General features: G+C 48.8%; 9 protein-coding genes and 1 pseudogene. 2 read left to right on the plus strand and 8 right to left on the minus strand.

Annotation, left to right across the window (positions count from 1 at the left end):
* Positions 1–125 precede the first annotated feature (125 nt).
* On the plus strand, positions 126–17087 hold the full coding sequence (locus tag NDI52_RS07410) for a putative Ig domain-containing protein (protein WP_348256353.1): 16962 nt from the start codon (positions 126–128) through the stop codon (positions 17085–17087).
* Between the two features lie 53 nt (positions 17088–17140).
* Here the strand turns inward: NDI52_RS07410 and NDI52_RS07415 are convergent, their stop codons facing one another.
* The 3 genes and pseudogenes from NDI52_RS07415 to NDI52_RS07425 all read right to left on the minus strand — a co-directional run bounded on the left by NDI52_RS07415 (position 17141) and on the right by NDI52_RS07425 (position 19180).
* Positions 17141–17461, minus strand: coding sequence for a hypothetical protein (locus NDI52_RS07415; RefSeq protein ID WP_348256354.1), 321 nt, complete (start codon positions 17459–17461; stop codon positions 17141–17143).
* Positions 17462–17641: 180 nt separating this feature from the next.
* A pseudogene (locus tag NDI52_RS07420) lies at positions 17642–17902 on the minus strand (tyrosine-type recombinase/integrase); the annotation flags it as partial.
* Between the two features lie 294 nt (positions 17903–18196).
* Complete coding sequence (locus NDI52_RS07425) at positions 18197–19180, minus strand: tyrosine-type recombinase/integrase (RefSeq protein WP_348256355.1); 984 nt, start codon at positions 19178–19180, stop codon at positions 18197–18199.
* A gap of 516 nt (positions 19181–19696) precedes the next feature.
* Between NDI52_RS07425 and NDI52_RS07430 the strand changes: the two genes are divergently transcribed.
* The gene (locus NDI52_RS07430; protein ID WP_348256381.1) at positions 19697–20758 is read left to right on the plus strand and encodes an IS4 family transposase; all 1062 of its coding nucleotides are present in this window, start codon (positions 19697–19699) and stop codon (positions 20756–20758) included.
* Between the two features lie 4 nt (positions 20759–20762).
* Here NDI52_RS07430 and NDI52_RS07435 read toward each other — a convergent pair whose 3' ends face one another.
* The 5 genes from NDI52_RS07435 to NDI52_RS07455 all read right to left on the minus strand — a co-directional run bounded on the left by NDI52_RS07435 (position 20763) and on the right by NDI52_RS07455 (position 25038).
* Positions 20763–21800: a macro domain-containing protein gene (locus NDI52_RS07435; RefSeq protein ID WP_348256356.1), complete on the minus strand. Its 1038-nt coding sequence runs from the start codon at positions 21798–21800 to the stop codon at positions 20763–20765.
* An 18-nt stretch (positions 21801–21818) separates the two neighbouring features.
* The gene (locus NDI52_RS07440) at positions 21819–22469 is read right to left on the minus strand and encodes a DUF4433 domain-containing protein (protein WP_348256357.1); all 651 of its coding nucleotides are present in this window, start codon (positions 22467–22469) and stop codon (positions 21819–21821) included.
* 123 nt (positions 22470–22592) lie between these two features.
* Positions 22593–23822 carry a hypothetical protein gene (locus NDI52_RS07445; RefSeq protein WP_348256358.1) on the minus strand — a complete coding sequence of 410 codons (1230 nt, stop codon included), beginning with the start codon at positions 23820–23822 and terminating at the stop codon, positions 22593–22595.
* Positions 23779–24363: a hypothetical protein gene (locus tag NDI52_RS07450; protein WP_348256359.1), complete on the minus strand. Its 585-nt coding sequence runs from the start codon at positions 24361–24363 to the stop codon at positions 23779–23781. The genes NDI52_RS07445 and NDI52_RS07450 overlap by 44 nt, the downstream gene beginning before the upstream one ends.
* 66 nt (positions 24364–24429) lie before the next feature.
* Positions 24430–25038, minus strand: a complete 609-nt coding sequence (locus NDI52_RS07455) for a hypothetical protein (RefSeq protein WP_348256360.1) — start codon at positions 25036–25038, stop codon at positions 24430–24432.
* Positions 25039–25047 lie beyond the last annotated feature (9 nt).

Genomic DNA, 25047 nt, shown 5'->3' on the forward strand with positions numbered 1-25047 from the left:
TGCACCTCATTTACCCAACGCGCTCCCCATCAATTGAGATGATTAATTCTGGTGGTTCTCCTAGTGATTCTGCGCTCAACCCCTTCCAAGAGTCTAGCCCTTCTTCCCAAGGAGCACGAGATCCTTTGTCGTCAGCGAATGCGGCACTGGATGCAAATGCTTCCAGGGTATTGGGATTACCATCAGCACTTCCATCTCTCGAAGGGGGGTGCCTTAAACCCTCAATTCTATCACTTTGGGATCCTGGCCTTCCGGTTCAACTAGTTGATATTGATCCTGCAACAAGCTTTGCGGGACGCTTCAATGAAACAATATCTGTTGGATCAACGGACGGCAATGATTCACTAACCCGTGGTGGCACACAGTCCAGATACGGTTTTACAACCTTTGATGCATTCCAACCCCAGCCCATTATCTATCGCCCACAGCCGTTTATTTGGGGCGATCGCCAAGGATCCCGACAAGACCGCAATAACACCGATCGCAACCCATCACCACGCCAACGTCAGTGTGAGCTCTCTATCAGCAATGTACAGGTTCAAGAAGGGCAAAATGCGACAGCTCGCTTTACTATCACCTTATCGCGACCGAGTCGTTCTCCTATAAGGGTGTGCTTCCGCACCGTAGCGGGAGCCGCGAAACCGGGTGAAGACTACATAGCACGGCGTGGAACCCTCACCTTTAACCCAGGTGAGACGAGAAAAACACTTAATATTAGGCTCCTAGATGATCAGGTAGTTGAAGGTAATGAAACATTCTTTGTTGAACTGACACGGCCAACAAGAGCATCGGTGCGTAAGCGCCGGGGACGGGCAACGATTTGCGATAACGATGTCAACAGATTACCCATTGTTGATCCAGATAAAACGCTAGAAATCTTGGAGGATAGCCAACCGGTTGCCTTAGGAATCCAAAGACCGACAGATCCGGATGGGCCGGTGCGATCGATTGTGGTAACGGAAATACCGCTCTCGAATATTGGGAACGTACAAACGGCAACTGGGAATGCTGTTGCTGTGGGTCAAAATCTCACTCCAGATGAGTTGGCCGCACTGCGTTTCACCCCTGCACAAAACGCCAACGGAAATGCGGGGAGATTCAGTTATGTCGTTACTGACGGGCAGGGAACAACGGCGAGGCAACACATTTCACTGGTGGTAACTCCAGTGAATGATGCACCCACAATGACGGTGCCTCCAAGCCAGAGTGTGCAACAAAATACAGCCATTGCCCTTCCCGGTCTTGCCATTAATGACATCGATGCAAGTAATGCTGAGTTGGAAGTGGCGCTGACAGCCAGTAATGGCACCCTTACCCTCAATCCCATTGCTGGAATTACTTTCTTAGAAGGCAGTGGAATTGGAGAAAAAACACTGCGTCTTCGAGGAAATCTTACTGCACTCAATAGTACGCTTGCAACGTTAACCTATCGGGGTGATACCAATTTTGTTGGTCAAGATGCTGTTGCGCTTCGAGTCAATGATTTAGGGAATACAGGCGCTGGGGGTGCGGCTGAAGCGAGTGGGGCGATCGCCATCACGGTTACGACTTCCCAGGGTACCAATGCTTCTCCTGTAGCGGATGGTGATAAAACCCTTTTCGTATCAAGCACCAGTACAAGTATTGCCTTAGGGATTACTGCTCCAACCGATTCCGATGGAGATGCCCTCACACTGACGGTGATGGGAATTCCTTCTGCAAGTCAGGGAAGCATTCAGCTTGCTGATGGTGCGGTTGTCGCCATTGGACAGACTCTCACTCCCGCGCAACTAGAAGGGTTGATTTTTGTACCCAATGCTGGCGCAACGGGAAATGCTGGAAACTTCATCTATAGGGTTGAGGATGGCCGAGGAGGCAGCGATTCTCAAACCGTCAGTTTTGTCATCACCCCTGCAATTCGCTTAACCGAAGGCGCATCCTTCCGTGTGAGTGCAGAACAGGCTATTCAAATTCCTGCTACACCGTCAGTTTTACGATTTACCTATACAAATCTCTTTTTCGACACCACAGATCCGGACTTTATTAACGATGCATTTGAAGTTGCAGTGGTCGGTGCTGATGGTCGCTCTCTAGTACCAACCATTGGCAATGGGCAAGATGCGTTCTTTAACTTAACAGAAGGTATTAATCCTGAGTTAGCGACAGGCGTTTCCGTAGATGGAACGACGGTGAGCGTTAACCTCGCAGGGATCGAACCGGGAATAGCGGCCAATCTGATCTTTAGGTTAATCAATAACGACAGTGATATCAGAACTGCAGTTGAAATCACGCAGCTAGAACTGCTCTCAGTTGATGGCATTACACCGCCGACTCTCATTCCTGTCAGCCCAGGAAGTACACCGCAACCATCGATTACTTTTGCCCGTCTTACCGATGTATCAAGCAGTATTGGTGCAATTTATAATCAAACATCCTTTAATCAAGTAACAGGGGTTCTGACAACAGAGCTAGGGTTACAAAATAGCGGAACCTACAGTGTAAGGAGCCCGCTCCTTGTTGCTATTGATAATCTCAGCGACCCAACTGTTGAGGTCTTAAATGCTGATGGGATTACTCCCAATGGGCTCCCCTACTATGACTTTAGCCGCTTGATAACTGGGAGTTTCTTAGATCCGACACAGCAGACAGGCACCAGGGTGATCGCCTTCCGCAACCCCAATAGCATTCAGTTTACCTATGATCTGGTCGTACTTTCAGAACTCAATGGAGCACCCAGTATTGAGTCTAGCCCTGTCTTAAGCGTCATTGGTGGGCAGACGTACGCCTATAACGTAGCAGCAACCGATCCAGACGGCGATGCGCTGACTTACAACTTGTTAGTTGCGCCAGATGGCATGACGTTAAACGCCCAAGGTCAACTACGCTGGAGCACGGCGCTTAGCGATATCGCGAATCACACCATTACAATTCAGGCTAATGACGGACATGGGGGAATTGCCGAGCAATCCTTTACACTAGCTGTCATCGCAGAACCTCCGAACCGGCCACCTGTACTTACCACGAATCCGGTGGTTGATGCGCAGATTAACCAACCTTACGTTTATGATGCTGATGCCGTTGATCTAGACCAAGATCAACTTCAATACAGTCTGGTATCTGGCCCCAGTGGTATGACTGTTGACCCAAGTACCGGGTTAGTCAGGTGGACACCTCCACCTATCCTTAGCCTTGGAGAGACTGTTATTGGGCAACTTCGTCTTCCTGGTGACACCGATGAATTTACATTTAGTGGGGTCAGTGGACAGAGGCTTTACCTCGATGCGTTGCAGGGATTTAACGGTTTACAGATCAATATCTATGCGCCGAGTGGCAGGCAGATTTCTCCTGTTGATGGTCTATTTACGCTGACACAAACAGGTAACTATCGGATTGTTGCCGATGGGGCCGGAGCAACCACGGGCCGTTATGGTTTTAGCTTAATTGATACCGCCCTGATTCCAGAAATCCCCTTCGATACGCTGATTCAAGGACGGTTAGGGCCTGCGAGTGAGGATGATGTCTTCCGCTTTAGAGGTCATGCAGGCCAGAAACTCTACTTTGATCAGCTGAGCAATAGTACCAATATTCGTTGGGTACTCTACGGCACCGGCAATCAACTCATTACGCAAAGCAGCTTTAGAGATGATATAGAGCTGTCCTTGCCCCATGACGGTGAATATCTTTTGGTGCTTAAGGGGGAAGGTAGCTTTGACACCGCCACAGACTATGCATTCCGTATCGTCACCCCTGATGAAATCACACAACCTTTCACATTGGGCAGCAACGACATACCCAATGCAGTCAGTGGGTCGATTGGCGAGCCGGGAGAACAAGATTTCTACACATTTGTGGGAACGAGAGGGCAGCGAATTTACCTGGATCGGTTAAGCCTGGTTGATAACAGTTCTCTTGTACTCACTCTCGAAAATCCAAATGGCGGAACCATTATTACCCGTCGTTTTGATGGTGGGGGAGAATGGGGACCAATCACCCTTACAGAAGATGGGACTTACCGCATTCGGATTGACGGTACTTTTGACAACCTGGGTAATTACAGTTTTAGTCTCCGTGATTTAAGCCTAGCTACCCCGATTAATCCCGATCAGCCGTATTCTGGCGCTTTAAATCCTGGAGAATCAAGCCACCTCTATCAATTTAATGTCGTTGCTGGTCAACGTGTATTTATAGAGTTTCAGGATACGTCTCTGTTCACTGGAAGAGATTCTGTCCGTTGGGGACTTTATGACTCAGGCAATCGAGAAGTAGCTGTTGCCTTTACGGGACGTTATATCGAAGTTCTTGCGAATCGTGCAGATACCTACACCCTCATTATTGAAGGTGACCAGGAAGAGATTCCTGTGAACTACTCTTTTCAAGTTATTACACCGGAAACCGTTGTTACTCCTCTAGTCTTTAATAGCTTAGTCAGCGGACAAATTGGGGAGAAGGGAGAGCAAGATGTTTTTACCTTTACCGGCAATCAGGGACAACGTGTAGCACTAGAAATACTCAATAGCACGTTAACCAGTGCTTTTGGTAATCGAGTCACGCTACTAAGCCCCAGTGGCCATGCCATTCTCAATGATATAGCTATGTTCTCGAATGGGCAGGCAATTGCATTCAATAATCGTTTTGACCCACTTATTCTTCCTGAAAACGGTACCTATCAGTTGCGTGTCGATGGAGTAGAGGGAGCCACAGAAGCGTATAGTTTTCGTTTAGTGGATTTAAATAGTGCGCCAATACTGCTTCCTGGGGTGGTCACCAGTGGTGCTGTCAATCCTGGTAATGGATACCAGTTTTATCAATTTACAGGAAGCAGAGGCGATCGCCTTTCTCTGGACATTAATACCACTTTTCAAAATCTTTTCCATAGCCTCTATGGGCCAGGGAACCAATTGATTGGTGGAACTTCCCGCAATAATGAACCGTTAGATAGTGAATATGTTTTGCCAGGTGATGGTACTTACTATTTGATGGTGCGGGGTGAAAGCACAGCTCCTATTTCCTACGATGTGCAGATAGCGTTGACACCATCTTCGCTTGGGATTGTTCCTAGTCTTCGAGAAATCCAGTTTGGTGAAACGATTCAAGGCAGTATTACAGGAGCAGGGCAGCGCCATGTTTATACATTCAATGGACAACATAACGAACGTCTCATCTTTGATAATTTAAATTCCCTCGGGCTCGGCAATGGCTTGTCCATCGCTGTCTATAGTCCTAGTGGACAACTACTTCTTAATCACGAACTACGGAACAATGATCCGAATACCTTTACTCTTAACGAGACAGGTACTTATCGGATTGAGGTCCTTGGCAGTGTTGGTAATCCGAGCCCTTACAGATTCCGCCTTTTGAATTTCGCTGATGCCACAACAGTTAGCTTTAATACTCCATTGACAGGCAATGTTGGCACTACTACCCAGGAGACTCACCTCTATCGATTTGCTGGAGAAGCAGGGCAGAGGATCTACTTTGATCGGCAAATTGGCGCTTCAGGAAATTCATACACCTTATACTCACCTGCGGGACAACCACTATTTTCACAATCTTTAACTACAGATTATGAGCTCACAGCTTTACCAACCAATGGTGAGTATGTGTTGGCTGTAACTGGTGGAGATACCAGCGATGGGAACTATCGTTTTAACCTGGCTTCTTCCGAAAATGCTAATAACGGCTATACCCTGGGTAGTGTCGTTCAAAGTGGTATAGGAGCCGCTGGAGAAACTGATTATTACCGATTTACAGGGCAGCCAGGCCAACTGCTCTGGCTTGATTTTCTATCAGTTACCGATAGTAATCTTACGGTTCAACTTGAAACTCCCAGTGGTCAACGGCTTGGGTGGCCAAACTTTCCCCTCTTTCTTCCTTCGTATAATTCCTCGGGTGGGGTAGGGCTTCCGATTTTACAGGAAGCCGGAACGTATACGCTTATATTTGATGGGCAGGGAGATGCGACGGGTGAGTATGGTTTTAGATTGCTCGACTTGGCCTCTGCACCCCAACTCTCTCTCGATACACAATTCTCTGGAGTCTTTGGTCCTTCTGGTCGTGAAGCGCTAACGTATAGATTTACAGCGAATGCAGGCGAGCGCCTTTACTTTGACACAACGTTCAATGGTCCTTTTGGGAGTGATTATACATATTCTCTGTATGATTCTCTCGGATCACCAATTGTTTCATCAAATGTCTTGGTTTGGGATTTAGAGTTATCTTCTCCATTGCAAAGAAATGGAGAATACTATCTTGTTATCTCTGGTAATGGATCAGTACCTAGAGAATTCTCTTTTGAAATTTCTACACCTGAATTTACTACCAGTAACTATACACTTGGCACCTCTGTTTTTGACGCAATTACTGAAGCAGGGGAACAAGACTGGTTTACTTTTGAGGGGCAGGTAGGACAACAGTTTTATCTCGATACGTTACTCGCTTCAAACTTTAGCCCCCTCACAACGATTTACGCTCCCTCTGGGCAGTCTTATACCTTCAACTTAAACGCTAATAGTGATCAACGGGAGCTTTTTACCCTACAGGAAGCTGGAACGTATAGGTTTAGAATTGATGCTCCATGGGATGGGACAGGCCAATACGGGTTCCGGCTCTTAGATGTCGCACAAGCAGCAACACTGAATTTCAATAGCACCATCACCGGTAATTTTGGTGCCACAAGCCGTGAATCTCGCCTTTACCGTTTTACCGCAGCCGCAAGCGATAGCATCTTCCTAGATGTACTCAATGCAGATGGGACTAATACCTTCTCCCTGTATGAGCTGAGTAATGGTGGCTACCGTACCCCCTCCGGGATGTTGAGCGCCATGTGGGATAAAGAACTCAGCTTCTCTAGGGCAGGGGAGTATTTACTTGTTCTTGGAGGGGAAGGCTCGCCCAATAATCAGTACTCCGTTAATGTCGTCAAGCCTACGGCACTCCCGGAAAACCTTACCTTTGGGAGTACGATTAGCGGTGAAATTCGCCAACCTGGGCAGCGCAATACATATCTCTTTAATGGAAGTGTTGGGCAGCAACTTTTCTTAGATACGTTGGCTGGGGTTTCGGGTCTTGAAATGCAGCTCGTATCGCCGAGTGGACAATTAATGACACGTCAGCCCATCACCTCCCCACAAGGTACTCTGGACTGGGCTCCTTTTACACTAGCGGAAACTGGAAGTTATAAACTGGTGGTTAACGGAACAATCAACTCCCCTAGTGGGAGTGATAGTTTTACGACCGGTTCCTATAGCTTTGTGTTGTATGACCTAAACCAATCATCTCAACTCAGCGTTGGTACGACGACTTCAGGTAATCTGGCTCCTGGTAATTCTGTTGACCTCTATCAATTTACGGGAAGACAAGGAACCACTTTACGCTTTGATCTTTTAGACAATCAATGGAATGGCGCAAACTGGACGCTTTACGACCCAGGTGCCCGCGCCATTGCAACTCCACAATGGTTTAGCCCTGACTTTGGGATCACACTGGCGTCTGATGGAAGATACACCCTGGTTGTTCAAGGTTCTCGCAGTACCCCGATTAACTATACGTTCCAAGTTACAGATACAAGCGTTACATCTATTCAAAACACAGGCTTTAACGTTGTTGAAAGCGGTGCGATTGCAAATGCAGGACAAGTTAATCGCTATACCTTCACGGCGAATGCCGGAACCCGTGTGTTCTTTGATAGCCAGGATACTTCAAGCTCTAGCTTGCGGTTCCGCCTGATCAATCCTGACGGCACCATTGCTATCAATAATGGGCAACTCACCTCAGATGGTACCCCTGATAACTTCCAGCTTGGACAAACGGGGGCTTACCAATTTGAGGTGTACGGACTGGGTGGCACCAGTACAGGTAACTATCAGTATCAGCTGCTAGAACTTAGCTCAGAGATTCCCTCTGCCTCTCACCCAACGATACAAATTGGAGATTATGTGAGAGATGCTTTGCCTAACGGTAGAGCGGCTGAAGTTTTTAGTTTTGAGGGCGAGCTTGGAGAGCGCATTTTCCTCAATGGTATTCAGGGAAGTGGCATTGCTGCTCGTCTCTACGCACCCAATGGCCGTGAGATCTTCTTCCTTGGCAATATGGGTTCCCAGGATTCAGGTCCCTACACGCTTACCCAAGCAGGAACTTATCACTTAGTCATTCAGGGTGAGCAGAACACTCCAACGAATTATGAATTTCAGTTGTTGTCCTTAGATGATGGACAACCCCTGACATTCACTCTGCCGAATAGGGGAACGCTGACCTCTGGGTTACAGCAGGTATCTTACAGCTTCCAAGGTGAAGCTGGTCAAAGGCTTTTCTTTGATTCTCGAACGGCCAGTGGGAATCAATGGATGCTGTATGGCCCTGACAACCAACTGGTTCAAGCACCCACATCGCTCTGGAATGATTTTGAACTAGAACTCCAACGCAGTGGTACCTATACCCTGATCTTGGGCGGAAGCGAGGTAAACCCACTCAATTATGACTTTACGGTATATTCGCACGATGCAGAACAGATCCGCGATGTCATTATTCCAGGCTCTGGAGAAGCTTCTAGTACTGAGAGCTCCTTAGGCAGTTTTGCGGTGCAGCTTCGTGTAGACGATGGCCAGGGCGGGGTTGCATTCCAAAACTATCAAATTCAGCTCTTACCAGATGCAAGTAATAGCGCTCCCATTATTACCAGTACCCCTGAGGTAACAGTAGGCCTTAACCAGGGAGTTTATAGTTATCGCATTGAAAGCTTTGATCCCAATAATGATGTGCTTTCCTATCGTTTAGTGGAAGCACCAACGAATGCGTATATTGATCGCGAGACAGGACACCTGGTGTGGGTTCCCGGAACGCTCACGGTAGGAGAGCGTTACACCTTCACAGTGGAAGTAAATGACCGGCGAGGGGGTAGCGATCGTCAAACCTTTACGGTGGAAGCACAAGATAACAATGTAAGGAAAGGATTTGGTGAGATTAAGGGCAGCGTTTGGATAGATGGCAACAGCGATGGCCAACGAGGGGCGACAGAAGGTGGTTTAGCAGGGGTACCGGTTTATCTAGATCTCAATGCCAATGGGCAACTAGATCCAGGAGAACCTGTTGACGTGACAGCAATTGATAATCCAACCACGTTAACTGTAGATGAAACGGGTCAGTATCATTTCAGAGATTTAGCTCCTGGCACCTATGTGGTGCGGCAAGTCAACCCTGCGGGCTTTGTGCAAACGTCTCCGAACCGTCCCCTCAGAATGGGTAATGATGGCGTTCTAGTCGGAGGCAATTTATCTCTTCTACAACCTAATCCTACTGATCCTGCAACCTTTACTGGACGAGCCGGGATCTCGACAGATGGTGTAGGGATGAATAGCAGTATGGATGGCTATAACGGAACTGGAACCGTTCAGGCTGAAGTACCCGCAGGTTCTACCATTGAGTATGCATTTCTCCATGTGGCAACTCGGGCTTCCTCACAGACGGTTGGTTTTAGACCCGAAGGTATTACGTTTGAGGGGACACCTGTTTCGCTAACATGGCTAGACAATGTTCAGGACGCCGGGAGACTTAATTTTGAAACAGGACGGGCTGATGTCACCTCTCTTGTGGCAAGTCGTATAGGCCGTGAGGGCGGCATATTCAACTTCACCGTGGATGAAGTAGCCGCATTGGAATCAGCACTCGCAGCGGTAGAAGGTATAAGTCTTACCGTTATTTACTCCAACCCTTTGCTACCAGAGCGGACAATTATCGTCCTTGAGGGCGGACTTACCGGTGAAGCTCCACAAACCAACGTTGTCTTACTTGACGAACCCTTAAACACCACGAGTCCAGACTTTGCTGCTGAGATGGCTCTAGGGATCCAGTATGGCTGGCAGCCCTACAACCTCAATCCGTCTCAAGCATCCATTATCGATGTCAATCGAACTCGATTAACAAGTGTTGCAGGAGGAACCAATGATGGTATCTCTGCATTGATTGGAAATACTGCATTTGGAGCGTTCTTACCAGTCAACGGGGCACTGTTTACTATCGGTGGCGTGGGAGATTCTCCTAATAACCCGACCAATCCCCTCAGTACAGTAAATGCTGACGATGATGAGTTGTACACGCTGACACCGTTTATCCGCAATGGTGATACAGCCATACAAATTGATACGTCTAATCCTTCAAGTGATGATCTCATTTTCCTGACAACACTGACCCTACCGAGTGGTGCTCGGTTGGATACTTCAGGCTTCCATAGCGTCAATGTGGCTCCCTCGGAGGTTGTCGAGAACGTTAACTTTGGCAATGCCCGTACCGCTGCATCTATCGGCAATACAGCGCCCACTTTTGTGAGCCAACCGCCCACTACAATCACGGCGGGAGAGCGGCTACGTTACCAAGCCGTTGCGACGGACAGCGCACCTGCAAACGACCAGCTTTTCTACGATTTGGTGGTGAAGCCGGAGGGAATGACCGTAGATCAGAGCACAGGGGCCGTGTTCTGGAATCCAACAGCTGACCAGATTGGAACCGCCAATGTTGTTCTTCGTGTCACCGATTCTTACGGTGAAAGAGCATTGCAGTACTTCCAGCTAGAGGTTAGACCACCAAACGCTGCGCCAGTCTTTAGCTCAAGTCCATCAACCAGTACCACGCCTCAAGTTGGAAAGGCGTTCCAATACAATGTGGTCGCTGTTGATCCAGACGGGGATACTGTCAATTACACACTGGCGGCTGAAAGCCCTGCTGGCTTAGTGGTTGATTCTGTCACAGGTGTGCTGACATGGACTCCTACAATGAATCAGTTGGGCAATCAGACAGTCAATGTCATTGCGCAAGATGGCAGAGGGGGCGAAGCGACTCAGGCCATTACCCTGAGCGTGATTCAACCTCAGGCAAATACCGCACCGCAGATTACATCCGAGCCTCGGGTGGCAACGCGCACTAATACACCCTATGTGTATCAGGTGGCGGTGAGTGAACCGGATGGCGATCGCCTCACCTTTAGCCTGAGTGACGCGCCGAATGGGATGACGATTGATCCTCAAATGGGCCGCCTTAGCTGGCAACCTGGAGCGAGCCAGGTTGGGGCACACACCGTGAGTGTGGTGGTGCAAGATGGGCAAGGTGGCCGTGATACACAGACCTACCGCCTCAACGTCACTCATCAGGCGGCTAACTTTGCTCCTGAAATCACGTCAGAGCCTTTCGCGCTCACCAGTGTGGGGCGTACCTATCAGTATCAAGCCAGCGGGGTTGACCCGGATGGCGATGCTATTTTCTGGGAGCTGGTTGGAGCCCCAACTGGCATGACCATTAATGCTCAAACGGGGGCAGTTGGTTGGCAGCCTTCCTTGAACCAGGTTGGGAACCATACGGTTACGCTTCAGGCTACCGATATCTTTGGAGCTGGGACGAGACAAACCTTTACGCTCACCGTTCGAAGCACTAATACACCTCCTCTGATTCTCTCAACACCACCAACTCAGGTGGGGATTACCCAGGCTTACCGCTATCAGGTGCAAGCGACCGATCCGGAAGGGGATGCGCTGCAATTTAGCCTCAGCAATCGACCCAATGGGATGACCATCAATGGAGCGACGGGGGAAATTGTATGGACACCACAGGCTAATCAACTGGGTACTCATACTATTGAGGTGCTGGCACGGGATGCACAGGGAGGTACCAGCCGCCAATCTTACACCTTGGTTGTCTCGCCGAATGCCGTCAACCAGGCACCAACGATTACGACTACACCCCAATTCTGGGGAGATGTCGCAAGTGGATACCGTTATCAATTAGCGGCGATCGATCCAGATGGGGATGCTCTGCGGTATTCCCTGCTCTCTGGCCCCGCAGGGTTAAGCGTTAATGCCGCAACAGGGTTGGTACGTTGGAATCCGACAACTGCCCAAGTGGGAGAGCATCGAATTACCCTTGCAGTCTTTGACTCCCAGGGATTAGGGGCAACACAGTCCTACACGATAGAGATCACGGCAGCCAATCAGGCTCCGGTCATTCGCTCGACGCCGATGGTGAATGCGATCGCCAACACGGATTACCGCTATGACGTGTGGGCTTCCGATCCCGATGATGAACCCATCACCATTACCCTTCAGCAAGCGCCTGCGGGAATGACGATTGATGAGCAGGGCCGCATTTCCTGGTCAGCCAATAATGTAACCCTAGGAACCCATGCCATCACCGTGGCGGTGACCGATAGTCACGGTGCAGTCACAACCCAAACCTATAACCTGGTGGTGCAGAATGATGCGATCGCCCCTCAGGTGAACTTAACGGTCAGCCGTCCTCAGGTGAATGTGGGAGATTCGGTAGTACTGCGGGCGCTGGCAACAGATAACGTTGGGGTTGAATTTTTGACCTTAACCGTAGGTGGTCAGGCGGTTGCCCTTGATCCTTCCGGACGGGCAACGGTGCAATTGACGGCACTGGGAGATATAACGGCTGTTGCAACGGCCATTGATGCGGCGGGAAATACCAGCACTTCGGTGCAAACGATTCGTGTGATTGATCCCACGGATTCTGATTTTCCGGTGGTGGATTTGACCTCGCTTGAGAATGGCCAGCCCTTCACGACGGTGATTACGAACCTGACGGATGTGATTGGTACAGTTACCGACGACAATCTTCAGTTCTATACCCTCTCGATTGCACCAGCGGCAGGGGGTGAGTTCCGAGAAATCTATCGCGGCACCAGTGTCGTTAATGGAGGCTTCCTGGGGACGTTTGACCCGACGACGCTACAAAACGATAGCTATATCTTGCGGTTGTCGGCGACAGATACAGGTGGCCGTACGGCCTATGATGAGACCCTGGTGGATGTCGGTGGTGACCTGAAGCTGGGGAACTTCCGACTGTCGTTTAATGACCTATCCATTCCGGTGTCTGGTATTCCAATTCAGGTTACCCGGACCTACGATTCCCTTACCAGCAACGACAGAGATAACTTTGGGTATGGCTGGCGGATGGAATTCCGCGATACGGATTTGCGTACCAGTCTGGGGACAGATCCAGAACTGATTGAATTTGGCATTTCGTCGAAGGGTTTACGGGCGGGCGATCGCGTTTACATCACCCTTCCCGGTGGCCAGCGCCAGGGCTTTACCTTTCAACCTCGACTAGCTCATATCTCGCGGTATTTTCTGGTGCAGAGCGCGCTGATTTATGAGCCTGAGTTTGTTGCCGATAATGGGGTAACCAGCACGCTCAGGGTTCGTAATACTCAACTGGTTCGAACCCAGACGGGAGAGTTTGCAGGGCTTAATGGGGCGCTCTATAACCCGGCCAACGAGACCTATGGATTTGGGGGGTACTATGACCTTACGACCCGTGAGGGGATTGCCTATCGCATTGATGCGCTCACAGGTGATTTAGAAACTATTACCGATCGCAACAACAACACGCTCACCTTCACCGATCGCGACATCACCAGTTCGACAGGTCAGCGGGTCACCTTTGAACGGGATGTGCAGGGCCGCATTACAGCGGTGATTGATCCAGAAGGAAATCGGATTACGTACCAGTACGACCAGTTGGGCGATCTGGTATCGGTGAGCGATCGCGAAGGCAATGTAACCCGCTATGACTACAACGACACTCGTGCTCATTATCTACAAGAAATCATCGACCCCTTAGGCCGTAGTGGGGTGCGTACTGAATACGATGATCAGGGCCGCCTACGACGCATGGTGGATGCGACGGGCAACCCCGTAGAGCTGATTTACAACCCCAATAACAACATTCAGCAGGTACGCGACCAATTGGGAAATGTCACCACCTATGAATACGATGAGCGGGGCAATGTGCTCACTGAAATTAATGCGCTGGGTGGCACTATTCGTCGTACCTATGATGACGACAACAACACGCTGACAGAAACGGATGCCCTCGGCAACGTTACTCAATTCACCTATGACAGTAGCGGCAATAGGCTAACGGAGACCGATCCTCTCGGTAACGTCACCCGCTATACCTATGATGCCAATGGCAATGTACTCACAACTACGGACCCAACGGGGCAAACCACAACCAATACCTACGACAGTCGGGGTAACCTGACCCAGATAAGCGGACAGGCCAGCGGTCCGATTAACCTGAGCTATGACGCATCGGGCAATATGACCGCGATGCAGGATGGTTCTGGCACGACCACCTTTGAGTACGATCGCCTGGGCAATGTGCTCCGCCAGGTGGATGCGTTGGGGAATGTCACCACCTACACCTACGACGGAAACGGTAATCGCACGACGGAAACAAGAACTCAGACCCTTGCGGATGGAACGGTACGGAACCTTGTAACCCGCATGGAGTATGACAATGCGGGGCGGATGATTCGGGTGACAAATCCAGAAGGGGATGTTACCCAGACGATTTATGATGCAGTTGGTAATCGTATTGAGAAAGTTGATGCGTTAGGGCGATCGACTCGCTATGTCTATGATGAACAGGGACAACTGGTTGAAACGATTTACCCCGATGGAACGCCGAATAATGTAGCTGACAATCCTCGCACTCGCACCGAGTATGATGCCGCAGGTCGAGTCGTCGCCGAGATTGATGAATTGGGTCGCCGTACGGTGATGGTGTATGACCAACTGGGTCGTCAGATTGCGGCCATTTACCCCGATGCAACACCGAATGACGAGACCGATAATCCCCGTACCCGCACCGAGTATGATGCCGCAGGCCGCACCATTGCCCAAATTGATGAGCGAGGCAATCGCACGCAGTTCCTCTACGATGCCGTGGGTCGTCGGATTGCGACGATTTTGCCCGATGAAACACCGAATGACGACACAGACAATCCGCGTGTTCTAACGACCTACGACACAGCAGGACGGCAGCTTACTCAAGCCGATCCCTTGGGGCAGGTAACACGTTCTCTGTATGACAACGTGGGACGACCTATCGGCCAGGAATATGCCGATGGAACCCGTACCTCCACACAATTTGATGCGGCGGGTCGTGTGGTGGCTCGAACGGATCAGGCAGGGATAACGACGCGATATGAATATGATCCGCTGGGACGACTTGCGGCGGTAATTGATGTGCGGGGGCAACGCACAGAGTACACCCACGACAGCCAGGGTAATTTGATTGTCCAGCGAGATGCAAATGGCAATGAGACCCGCTATGAATACGATGGTCTGGGTCGTCGTGTGGCAACAGTGTTGCCGATGGGTCAGCGATCGACCAGCGCCTATGATGCCGTTGGCAATTTGATTCGCACGACGGACTTCAATGGGGACACGATAAATTACACCTATAACGAGCGTAATTGGCGCACTAGCTCTGATCTTCCTGGTACTGAATTTGACCGTACCTACACCTACACGGCTGATGGTCAGCGCCGCACGGTCGTTGATGCACGGGGCACAACAACTTACACCTATGATGGGCGCAATCGCCTCATCCGCCGTAGTGATCCGGATGGTCGTACCATTGCTTACACGTATGATGCCGCCGGAAACCGTACCTCGATCGAGATTCCCTCGGGCACAACAGCTTACACCTTTGATGCTCAAAACCGTCTTAGCACGGTGACTGATCCCCAAGGTGGTGTGACCCGTTACACTTACAATGCAGTGGGTGCTTTAACCCGCACCGAGTTTCCAAATGGTACGGTCGAAACCCGTGCATATGATAATTTGAACCGCTTGGTGTACATCGAAACCAGTGGCCCCCAAGATGTCATTGTGAGCTTCCGCTATACCCTTGATGCCACAGGCAACCGTACGTCTGTGATAGAACACAATGGTCGTCGTGTGGACTACAGCTACGACAGTCTCTACCGCTTAACGAGAGAGACGATTTACAATCCTGGTGCTACCGCTCCCAGTCGCACTATCGAATACGTCTACGATAACGTGGGCAATCGCCTTAGCCGTACCGACACAGGAGAAGGTACTACCATCTATACCTACGACAACAATGATCGCCTGCTCACCAGCACGATCAACAGTGTTGAGACCACCTACACCTACGACAACAACGGCAACACTACGAGTAGGACCACTGACGGCACCACTATTACCTATACCTGGAATGCTGATAACCGACTGATTGGTGCGGATACAGATGGTAATGGCTCCATTGATGTGACAAACCGCTACAACCAAAACGGTATCCGTGTCAGCCAAACCGTCAACGGCGAAGAAACTCGTTTCTTGATTGATGAGAATCAAGACTATGCCCAGGTGCTAGAGGAATACACACCTGGTGAAATTATCAAGGTCTCTTACGTTTATGGTAATGATTTGGTGTCTCAGGATAGGGAGGGAGAACAATTCTTTTATCATGTAGATAGCCTGGGTAGTACCCGAGCGTTAAGCGATGAAGCTGGACTTGATGCCGCTCAATATATATACGACGCCTTCGGTCAATTAATCACGCCAATTGGAACTATAAAAAATCCCTACTTGTTTGCAGGGGAGCAACGAGACACAGTTCTTGACTTAGACTATTTGCGACAAAGGTATTTGAATTTTGCAAATGGCCGATTAAACAGCAGAGATGATTTTGATGGCCTGATCCAAAAACCAATTACATTAAATAAATATATTTACGGCAATAGCAACCCTGTAACTTTCATAGATCCAAGTGGAAACTTCAGTATATTTAGTATTGGTGCAAGCCTGGCTCTAAATACTGTATTGCATGGCATCTTGCTGGGCGACATTTTATTATCAAGATCTAAAGCTATAGTCAAAAACAATTCCAATACTAGCCCCAGATTTCTTCCAAGTGCTCCAGCCACAGAAGTTGATTTAATAAGAGAGGTGAATGGAACTAAATCAGCTCCAGGGCCTAGCAGTCCTCATGGTTGGAGGCGAGAAGGAGTTGGACATTTAAGCTATTTTCATCCTGGAGCATTTTCTGCATATAGGAGACTTTCAGCAAACGGAGTATCAGGTCAGCAAGTCACTTATGACTTCGATGGAAAACTTATTACAGGGGGAGCAGGCGCAGGAACTCCTGATCTTATTTCCAGCGAATATAGTGTAGTAAATCATTTCCTTGCTGATGTATTACCCTTCTGGAGATTAGGATGGCAGGAGTATACATCTCGACCAGAATGGGCTCCTCAAAATGAGCGAAATGCCCCTAGGAACGTGGTGTAGCCTATCAATTCCAATCTTTATCATGAGAATTCATTGCAGCATATTGCAGCTATCTAGATTGCTGATGCAGCGAGTAAAATGCCAACAATCACCCAATAGAATGCTACCAAAAAAGTGATACATTGTAGTACTGGAAACCTAGCAAAAAGCACTGCGAAAGTAGAGAAAACTACCAAGGAATAAAAAGAATAGATGCAAGCTTCTAGTTTCGTTTCAGAAACGGCAATAAGGTGCCCAGACATTGCAACCCAAGCTATTTTTAATGCATCTATCAATGGTCTTTCTGTTGCACGAATCGTGATTAACCCAAAAAGCAGGCCAGTTCCATACATTAAAAAGAAAAGATATAAAACCACTTTGAATGGAATTTTCAAGTTTGTGGGCTCCAAAGTTAATGTCTTAAGACAGGTATAGAAAAGAGCATAGTTGAGTGTAGGCAGTGTTGCTCATGGAGACAAGCGAAATACTTACTTGACTTATATTTCGTCAGTTATGATTTGTAGACTATTGACCATAGTCTTGGAAGTTTAGAATAGGGCTCTAACAACGCAAAATCACGCAGCGTTACCGCTGCATGATTTTGCTAGCATCCGAAGCGCCTCTTCGTCACTCTCCTGAGCCACCCGTAAGGTTATTTTTTGGTAGATAAGTGTTGTCTGAATCTTTTCATGCTCAAGGAATGCTCGTAAGACATCCAGGGAAACGATCTGTGCTCGCTCGGTCGCAAAGGTATGGCGGAGGTCGTGGAAGCGAGTACCCGTGAGTGACTTGTACTCGTCGATTGCTTCTCTCAAGTCTCGGTAGGCTGTGGCATAGGAGAGGGGGCGTACTTGGCACGATTATGTGAGCCGTTCGGTGAATAGCGCAGAGGAAGGGCTCTGGCGATCGATTGATAGGATTCAAATAATGTTTAGAAGGGCGATTGCTCTTGGGGTAGTTGTGAATCAAGACAATCGTTACTCCCACATAAGCTACCCTTCTACACAAACTATTCTTACTTCCATAAAGGCTGTCGTTAATTCTGTCCTCTAAGCCAGCATTCACTTCTTAGCCCAGTTGAAAGTAAACTCCCTGTTCTAATTCAAATAGCAGGGTAAGATCTATTCAGCTTAAAGCCGTATCCTTTCAATCTCATCAAGGCTAATCGTGTCTTCCCGCCGGTCATACAGCGCCGTCGTTCTGACATCTTCATGCGCTGCAATTTTCTGAGCATTGTCTCGACTACCCCCATTTCTCAAGTAATTGGTAATCCCTGAAGCGCGAAAGGTATGATTGCACGCATCAGTGTTCACGCCCGCATCCCTCGCTCGCCTTTTAATCATCGCCCACGCTTCCTGGCGCTGCAACCCTCGATCAGAGAGAGTGTGCGATCGCCCCACTGCAGTACGAAAAAGAGGCGTCCCTTTCGCCTCCCATAAGCGAGCAGCATCCATGTACTGATCCAAATACTCCTCAGCCTTGTGGTGAATGGGCACCTCATGGTGTTTTCCGCCCTTTTCATGTAACCGAAGCCAATGGCGTTTACTCTTTTGAAAATAGTCCTCGACCTTCATCCCCAACACCGCACTAATCCGCGCAAAGCTAAAAAACATAGTGGCAATAAGCGCCCGATCGCGCAGCCCCACCACATGCGACACATCAATAGAAGTCAACAACTCCCGCATCTCCTCATCTGAGAGCACAGGCGTCTTGCCTATCTTCACTCGATGCTTAAGCCCCTTTACCTCTGCGGCAGGGTTCCGTTGCAGGATGCCCCCAGAGACCATCCAGGAAAAGAGTGAACGGATTGCCGCAAGATGCTGGTTCGCCGTGGGTGCCGAGCCAGGGTGCTGCTCGATATAGGCAGCGATTGTTAGAGCATTAATGTCGAAGAACTGAAGGTGGCGATCGCTACACCACGCAATAAAGTGCTTGATTGCATGAGCATACGCTGCACGAGTATTGGGATTGCGTATGCTTACAAGAAAAAACTCGATGAATCGTTGAGAAGTGCGATCGCCCGCATTGGTGATAAGCGCGGGGAGCTGTACCTTGGAAGAGCCAGTAGGTGTTAATGAGGAAGAATGAGGCAAAGGCAACACTAACTCATTCATGGGTAGTCATTCATCGTCATCAATGATAATACTTTTAAGGAAAGAAGTGTGACATAAAGAGGGATTATGTAATAATTCACAGGTGACGCGCAAGAGGATTTTATGGCTCACTGAAAATAGCTTTCTTGGATATGCAAGTTGTTGGTTAGTAGAGGATTTGATTGGGATGGTGTGCGATCGCTGCTACCACGATGAGAGTTTCTGCTATACCTGCTGGTATCTCTACATCCCGCAGACTTGTTAGCTGGATAAAAAATAGGTTCAAAGCATAATGGCGCTATCTGAGAGCGAGTTCTCAAAAACGACATCCAAAAATGAGTGAATATGCGTCGAGCTTTCTGTCCAGGCAAAAAGCGTTGGGAGTGGCTCCTTAAAAGCAATACAGGCTTATAAAGAAGCCTCAGTGCCAGTCTTTCAGGGATTATAAGGTTTCACGCTAAGTACAGGACAAAAGCTTGCAAAGATTGAGTAGAAGAGGGTTTCATGAGAATTACCACATTCATCCACAAAACCCTCATGAACCAGATTACTCTAATCCGAAAAACATTGCAGCCTCTTCTCGGGTGGCATGGAGCCAGGGTCAATTTTCTAGCGCTGTTCCTGGTTGCCCTGTTTCGGGTCAAGAGTGTGAACTTGACCCAACTCGCAGCAGGCTTCCTCAGTACAGCCAAACTAGAATCGAACTATAAACGCCTGCAACGGTTTTTGGGCAAGTTTGAGTTGGATTACGGCACCCTTGCCCAAGTGGTTGTGGGTCTGATGGAAATCCCTCAGCCCTGGGTGTTGTCCTTAGACCGAACAACCTGGGAGTTTGGCCACTGTGTCCACAATATCTTGATGCTGGGAGTCGTTCACAACGGCGTTGCTTTTCCCCTGTTCTGGTGGATGCTGGATAAAAAAGGCAACTCCAATACTGACGAACGGATTGACCTGTTGGAGGAGTTTTTTCAGGTGTTTCCCGAGGTCAAGGTGGACTACCTAACGGCAGACCGGGAGTTTCTGGGACAGGATTGGTTGGGATATTTGTTGGAGCAAGGCTTCTGTGAATTCCGCATCCGGATCCGCGAAAGCGACAAACTAGAAGATGGTCGCCAATGTTTGAAAGCCAAAGTCGTCTTCAGTTCTCTAGCAGTTGGACAACGGCAAGTTTTACGCCATCGTCGCCAGGTTTGGGGACATTGGGTTTACGTGAGTGCCTTACGGCTTGAGGATGGGAAATTATTGATTGTCGTCACCAACCATCGTCCCCATCGAGCGATTGCTGATTATGGTAAAAGGTGGGCTATTGAAACGCTATTCGGTTGTCTGAAGACCCGAGGATTTTGTTTAGAGTCTACTCATCTGAAGGATCCAGAGCGTCTCAGTCGAATGATTGCGCTGCTGTCCATTGCCTTATGTTGGGCATTTCGCACTGGGGAATGGTTAGCCGAACAAAAGATGATTCCAGTTAAAAAACATGGGCGTAAAGCCAGGAGTATCTTTCGCTATGGTTTTGACCACCTGCGTCAAATATTGCTGAATCTGGAATTGTTCATTGATGAGTTTTTCCACGTCCTTCATTTTTTGTCCTGTACCTAGGGTTTCACGATACCCAACCAGCCTCGCGTAATCGCGTCCATGCAAGCTCTATATGACGGGGTTCAAACATTCGTTTGCGATTACTCCACGCATGAACTTTCTGAATCGCTTCCTCTGGAGTTGCAGCGCCTTCCTTCGCAACAACCCAATGGACGGTGGCAAGAAGTTCCATACCAAAAGCAGTCTCAAAGCCCTCAATGAGCTGAGCAACCCGATCAAACCGTTGTCGGGTACCTTCTCGCTCCGAAAGGAATGCCTCTGCCTTCTCAGCAGCATTCGGCTTAAGTTCTAGCGGCACATCGGGGCGATCGGCAGCATCGCCGTACCCACTAATAAAATGTCCCTCGATATGGTTAAGGACGTGACGCAGATTCTTGGCATACGGGCCATAAGGTGCCTTTTCATACTGAAGCCTAAGGTCCTCCCCCGCTTCCTGCATGAAATACATCAATTTATGCACTTCGAGGAGCGTTACGGTGGGATCCATGACTGCCACTAAGTAGCGGCGCATAAGACCAAGTAACGCGGCACGTCCTGGCGTCATGTTCGGAACTTTTGCAGTGGAAACCATCGCAGTCGCTTTAGGTGCTCCAGCAGGCTCAAAAAGAAGTACTCTGACCTCTGGTAATGCTGCAAAAGCTTCTATTATAAGAGGCCGCACTTCAGCCCAATCCAATCCCCCAAGCCCACATCCAAGGGGTGGGATAGCAATGGAATGAATAGCTTCTTGCTGCACAACTTTCACGAGATCCTTGAGACCCGCTTTGATGTCTTCAATGCGGCTATTCCCTCGCCAGTGGCGCTTGGTAGGAAAATTAATAATGAAACGAGGATTATAAATTCGCGCAAGATCAAACACGAACATCTTGCCTGGACGCACTTCTTTTGTATCACAAGCGATTTTATACGCCTTAAAATTCTCTGGGTAAGCCTTCTTAAATTGCAACGCGACACCACGGCCCATCACACCAACACAGTTCACCGTGTTGACGAGCGCTTCCGCATCAGCTTTAAGAATATCTCCTTGAGTAAATTCAATCATGGGATACGGGCCTACGCGTTAGAAATACCAATCTCGCTCGACCTCGATAAGAGGTTGATGTGAGCAGCCTGAAAGTACCTCCTCTACCTGTGCAGCTACTGTATTATTGATTGTCCCGATTTTTTGGATCAACGTCCAGGGGAAAGTACCAAACGTAAGAAATTCAGCTTGTTTTCCTTCCTTGACCTGGGCATCACGAAAATCTCTTGCAGCAACAGCAGTCCAGTCAATACGGTGGAAATCTTCACGGCGATTATAAAATTGGACAAAGTAGGTTCCTGCATTTCTATCGGTAAAGGCCCAAGGGATAGATTGGCTATCTGCCCACTGAATAGCAGCATCTACATCAGCCTCCAGATGAAGTATCGGCTGTTGCCCGCCTCGGTAGGTTATATCGTCGTGGTTTCCCATGTACAAAATGTAAAGCATAATTGAGCGAGGACAAAAGTAAAACGGCACATACTCGCCTACCTTTGTGCCGGGGCATACAGAGACCTCAATTGTCTCCAAGCGGCGCTGCTTGATAGTAGACATCCCTACCAAGGAGCAGTTGAGCCTTCGTGCGATACGTTGAGCATCTGAAACCAACCCTCCGCTTGCCGCAATAGCTGCCAGGTTATCCAAGTGAGTAATGTGGTAAATTGTGGGGTTTGGGGGCATTGCCGCCATACCGCTTTGTCCTCTCAGAGGTCTCTCTCACACCAAATAGCACTGCATAACAGTAGATTTCTTGGGTAGTCCCTCCTTAACGACTCTATGAGTATAACGGCGCTTCCTTCCTTCAAAACGATTTTATTGCCTGGTAGACAAACCACCATTTGCGGATTCTTGCAACCAGCGAAACGAACTTCTTGTTTTCGAGGAGCGATCAAGTACCCGCTCCACTTTCCTAATCCACTTCAGATAATCAATGCGAGCTCGTCGAGAGGCAATTTTTTGCTGGCGCTCTAACTCTCGTACCCGCTCATTGATGACGTTCACCCGCATCTTGAGCTGTCCTATCTGTGAGTTGGTAAACTCAATGCTTCTGCTATAAGGGGAACCCTGGTAAAGCGTAGCCAACCGCGTTTCCTCCTTTGCGACCAAGTAAGAAAGTCGTGCCCCTTCACGTCCTAGTGCCCAGGCCATCGCCATATTGATGGATGGGCCAAGGCTTGTTCCCAACACAATGGCAACCTGCCAGAAAAGATTGTGGCGGACAGCGCGATCCAAAAACCGGATCATAAATGGTGCACCAAAGCCTATCTCTGTACCTAACACCACAACAGTCCATAACACGGGCGATTGAAAAACGCGCTCTATCAGTGAAGGCCGCTTTTGATGGTCCTCCTGATACGATAAGCGACTATTCTGTACGGCAGTTTTCACCGCAATTTTCGCACCAACAGATGCGGCAGCAGCGAGACCACCCAAGATCGGAAACACCATAAGTCCTATTGGATCCGATGGCTCCAGAGAACTGGCAAACAACTCTTTCATTGTGTGAAACAGCACAGGCGCAAGCCAGGGTGAGAGAAGATAGGCAACCACTGCCTTCATCTGGTATTTCTCCATCTCCTGGTTGACAGAAGAAACTTTGAAGTCAGCCTTCATGTCACCAAAAGATTCCTGAAGCCTAAAGGCCATCTCATTTCTTTGGTGAAAAAGCGCCTCACGCGCTTCCTTGTACTGTTGAAGCTTGATCTCAAGTCCGAGCACTTGCTGAGTGGCGTTATAGACTCGGTGAAACCACTCCGAATAAAGCAGAGGATGCTGTTCTCTTAGGAACGTCGCAAGAGGCTGAGCGTGGGGATCATGAAGCAGATCCACGCCTTGAAAGGTGTGACTGCCCCAAGGCACCGCAGGCAGAAGACTTAACCATCCTCCAGATCGTTCCATCACCGGATCAATAACCCGCGTTTCAAACCAATTGGGGCGATCGAACTTTATGCCGGAGGGATCTTTCTTTAGGCGACTAAATAGCATATTGATGGCTCCTTCACGAAAGAAGACGAAGTAGTTCATCGAGTTCGACCAGGCCATTGCCAAAAAACTGAACCTGGTGCTCAATCGGGGTAAAGGCTTGTGAGAGTGGAAGACGGTTATCTTCACTCACACCGGCAATGAACAGTTTTAAGTGGGGAAATTTTGAGAGTTCCTGGCTTAACTCTTGCAGGGATCTAAGGGTTTCGGCATTACGGGTACCCTCTGTCAAAATGACAGCCGTGATTGATTCATCCTCGTTCAACCGCTGCGCATACTCTTTGGCATGCGCTAAACTCGCCAGTAACGCCTGGTCATTGCATGAAATCTGAACCACATTCTGAATAATTTCATCGATCGCTTCTTTGCTTGGCTTGTTGGAGAAATAATTGGCGACTTCATTTTTCTTCTGAACATCAACGATTAACCATCGATACTGAGCAGTTTGAAATGCAAATTCATCCAGAAACGCAGTTGCAAAGTCCAATTCTGATTCTGTACTCGCATCAACAGAAATAAGGATGATCTGAGGTGCCTGGGGTGTAGATGGCTGTACACAACCAGTGAGTGGAAACGTAACCAGAAATATCGTTGCCCACATCCTTAGTCTTCTCGGCAACATTGGAAAAATCTCCATACATGGAACGTCTCAATCGTTCAGTGGGTACTATTTCCAAACATCTGAAGTATCTTCGTACTTCTCATCCGTGCTATCAGGTTCTGAAGTTTCGTCTACATCGGTTGGCTCTTGTGGAACTGGCTCCACGGACACGATGAGGGGAGGCGTAGGTTGATGCCCGTTGGGCGATCGTCCACTACTCAAATAGGCATTCCGCGCCTCAGCAAAGGCATCACGAATCGCACCACTACGGGCTACTTCTTCTAACGCCATAGCCGCCATCTTGGGGATATAGGGAACTAGATCTTTGACACCCGCAATGACAATGGCTCGGACTGATTCTGCAATTTGTTGGGACACCTCACCAGCAAAACCTACGCCTTCGCCCTCTTCACCTTCTGGATAATCACTATTCTCAGGAACCGTCGTTGCAGTTTTTAGCCGAAAGGCTTGGCGTACGTCATCATACGTGCCGCCCCCTTCCAATAAGCCTCGGGCACGAACGAACCGCTCAAGTTCTTGACCAGTATAGGCTCGTTTACTACTTGAAAGTCCGCAGGCTTTGATCGTTTCATAAATAGTGTTAGGAGCAAGACCCGTGAGATCCTGTATTTCTTTCTTGGTGTACTCCCGATTTGGATCAAAGGAAAAACTCATTACAAAACC

Origin of the sequence: Leptolyngbya sp. PL-A3, assembly GCF_039962325.1 — a bacterium.
Lineage (GTDB): Bacteria > Cyanobacteriota > Cyanobacteriia > Elainellales > Elainellaceae > Vacuolonema.

Coding starts and splice junctions, on each gene's coding strand:
- NDI52_RS07425 (WP_348256355.1), bottom strand. CDS start 19,180: ATGAATGAGTTAGTGTTGCCTTTGCCTCATTCTTCCTCATTAACACCT.
- NDI52_RS07430 (WP_348256381.1), top strand. CDS start 19,697: ATGAACCAGATTACTCTAATCCGAAAAACATTGCAGCCTCTTCTCGGG.
- NDI52_RS07435 (WP_348256356.1), bottom strand. CDS start 21,800: ATGATTGAATTTACTCAAGGAGATATTCTTAAAGCTGATGCGGAAGCG.
- NDI52_RS07440 (WP_348256357.1), bottom strand. CDS start 22,469: ATGGCGGCAATGCCCCCAAACCCCACAATTTACCACATTACTCACTTG.
- NDI52_RS07445 (WP_348256358.1), bottom strand. CDS start 23,822: ATGGCCTGGTCGAACTCGATGAACTACTTCGTCTTCTTTCGTGAAGGA.
- NDI52_RS07450 (WP_348256359.1), bottom strand. CDS start 24,363: ATGTGGGCAACGATATTTCTGGTTACGTTTCCACTCACTGGTTGTGTA.
- NDI52_RS07455 (WP_348256360.1), bottom strand. CDS start 25,038: ATGAGTTTTTCCTTTGATCCAAATCGGGAGTACACCAAGAAAGAAATA.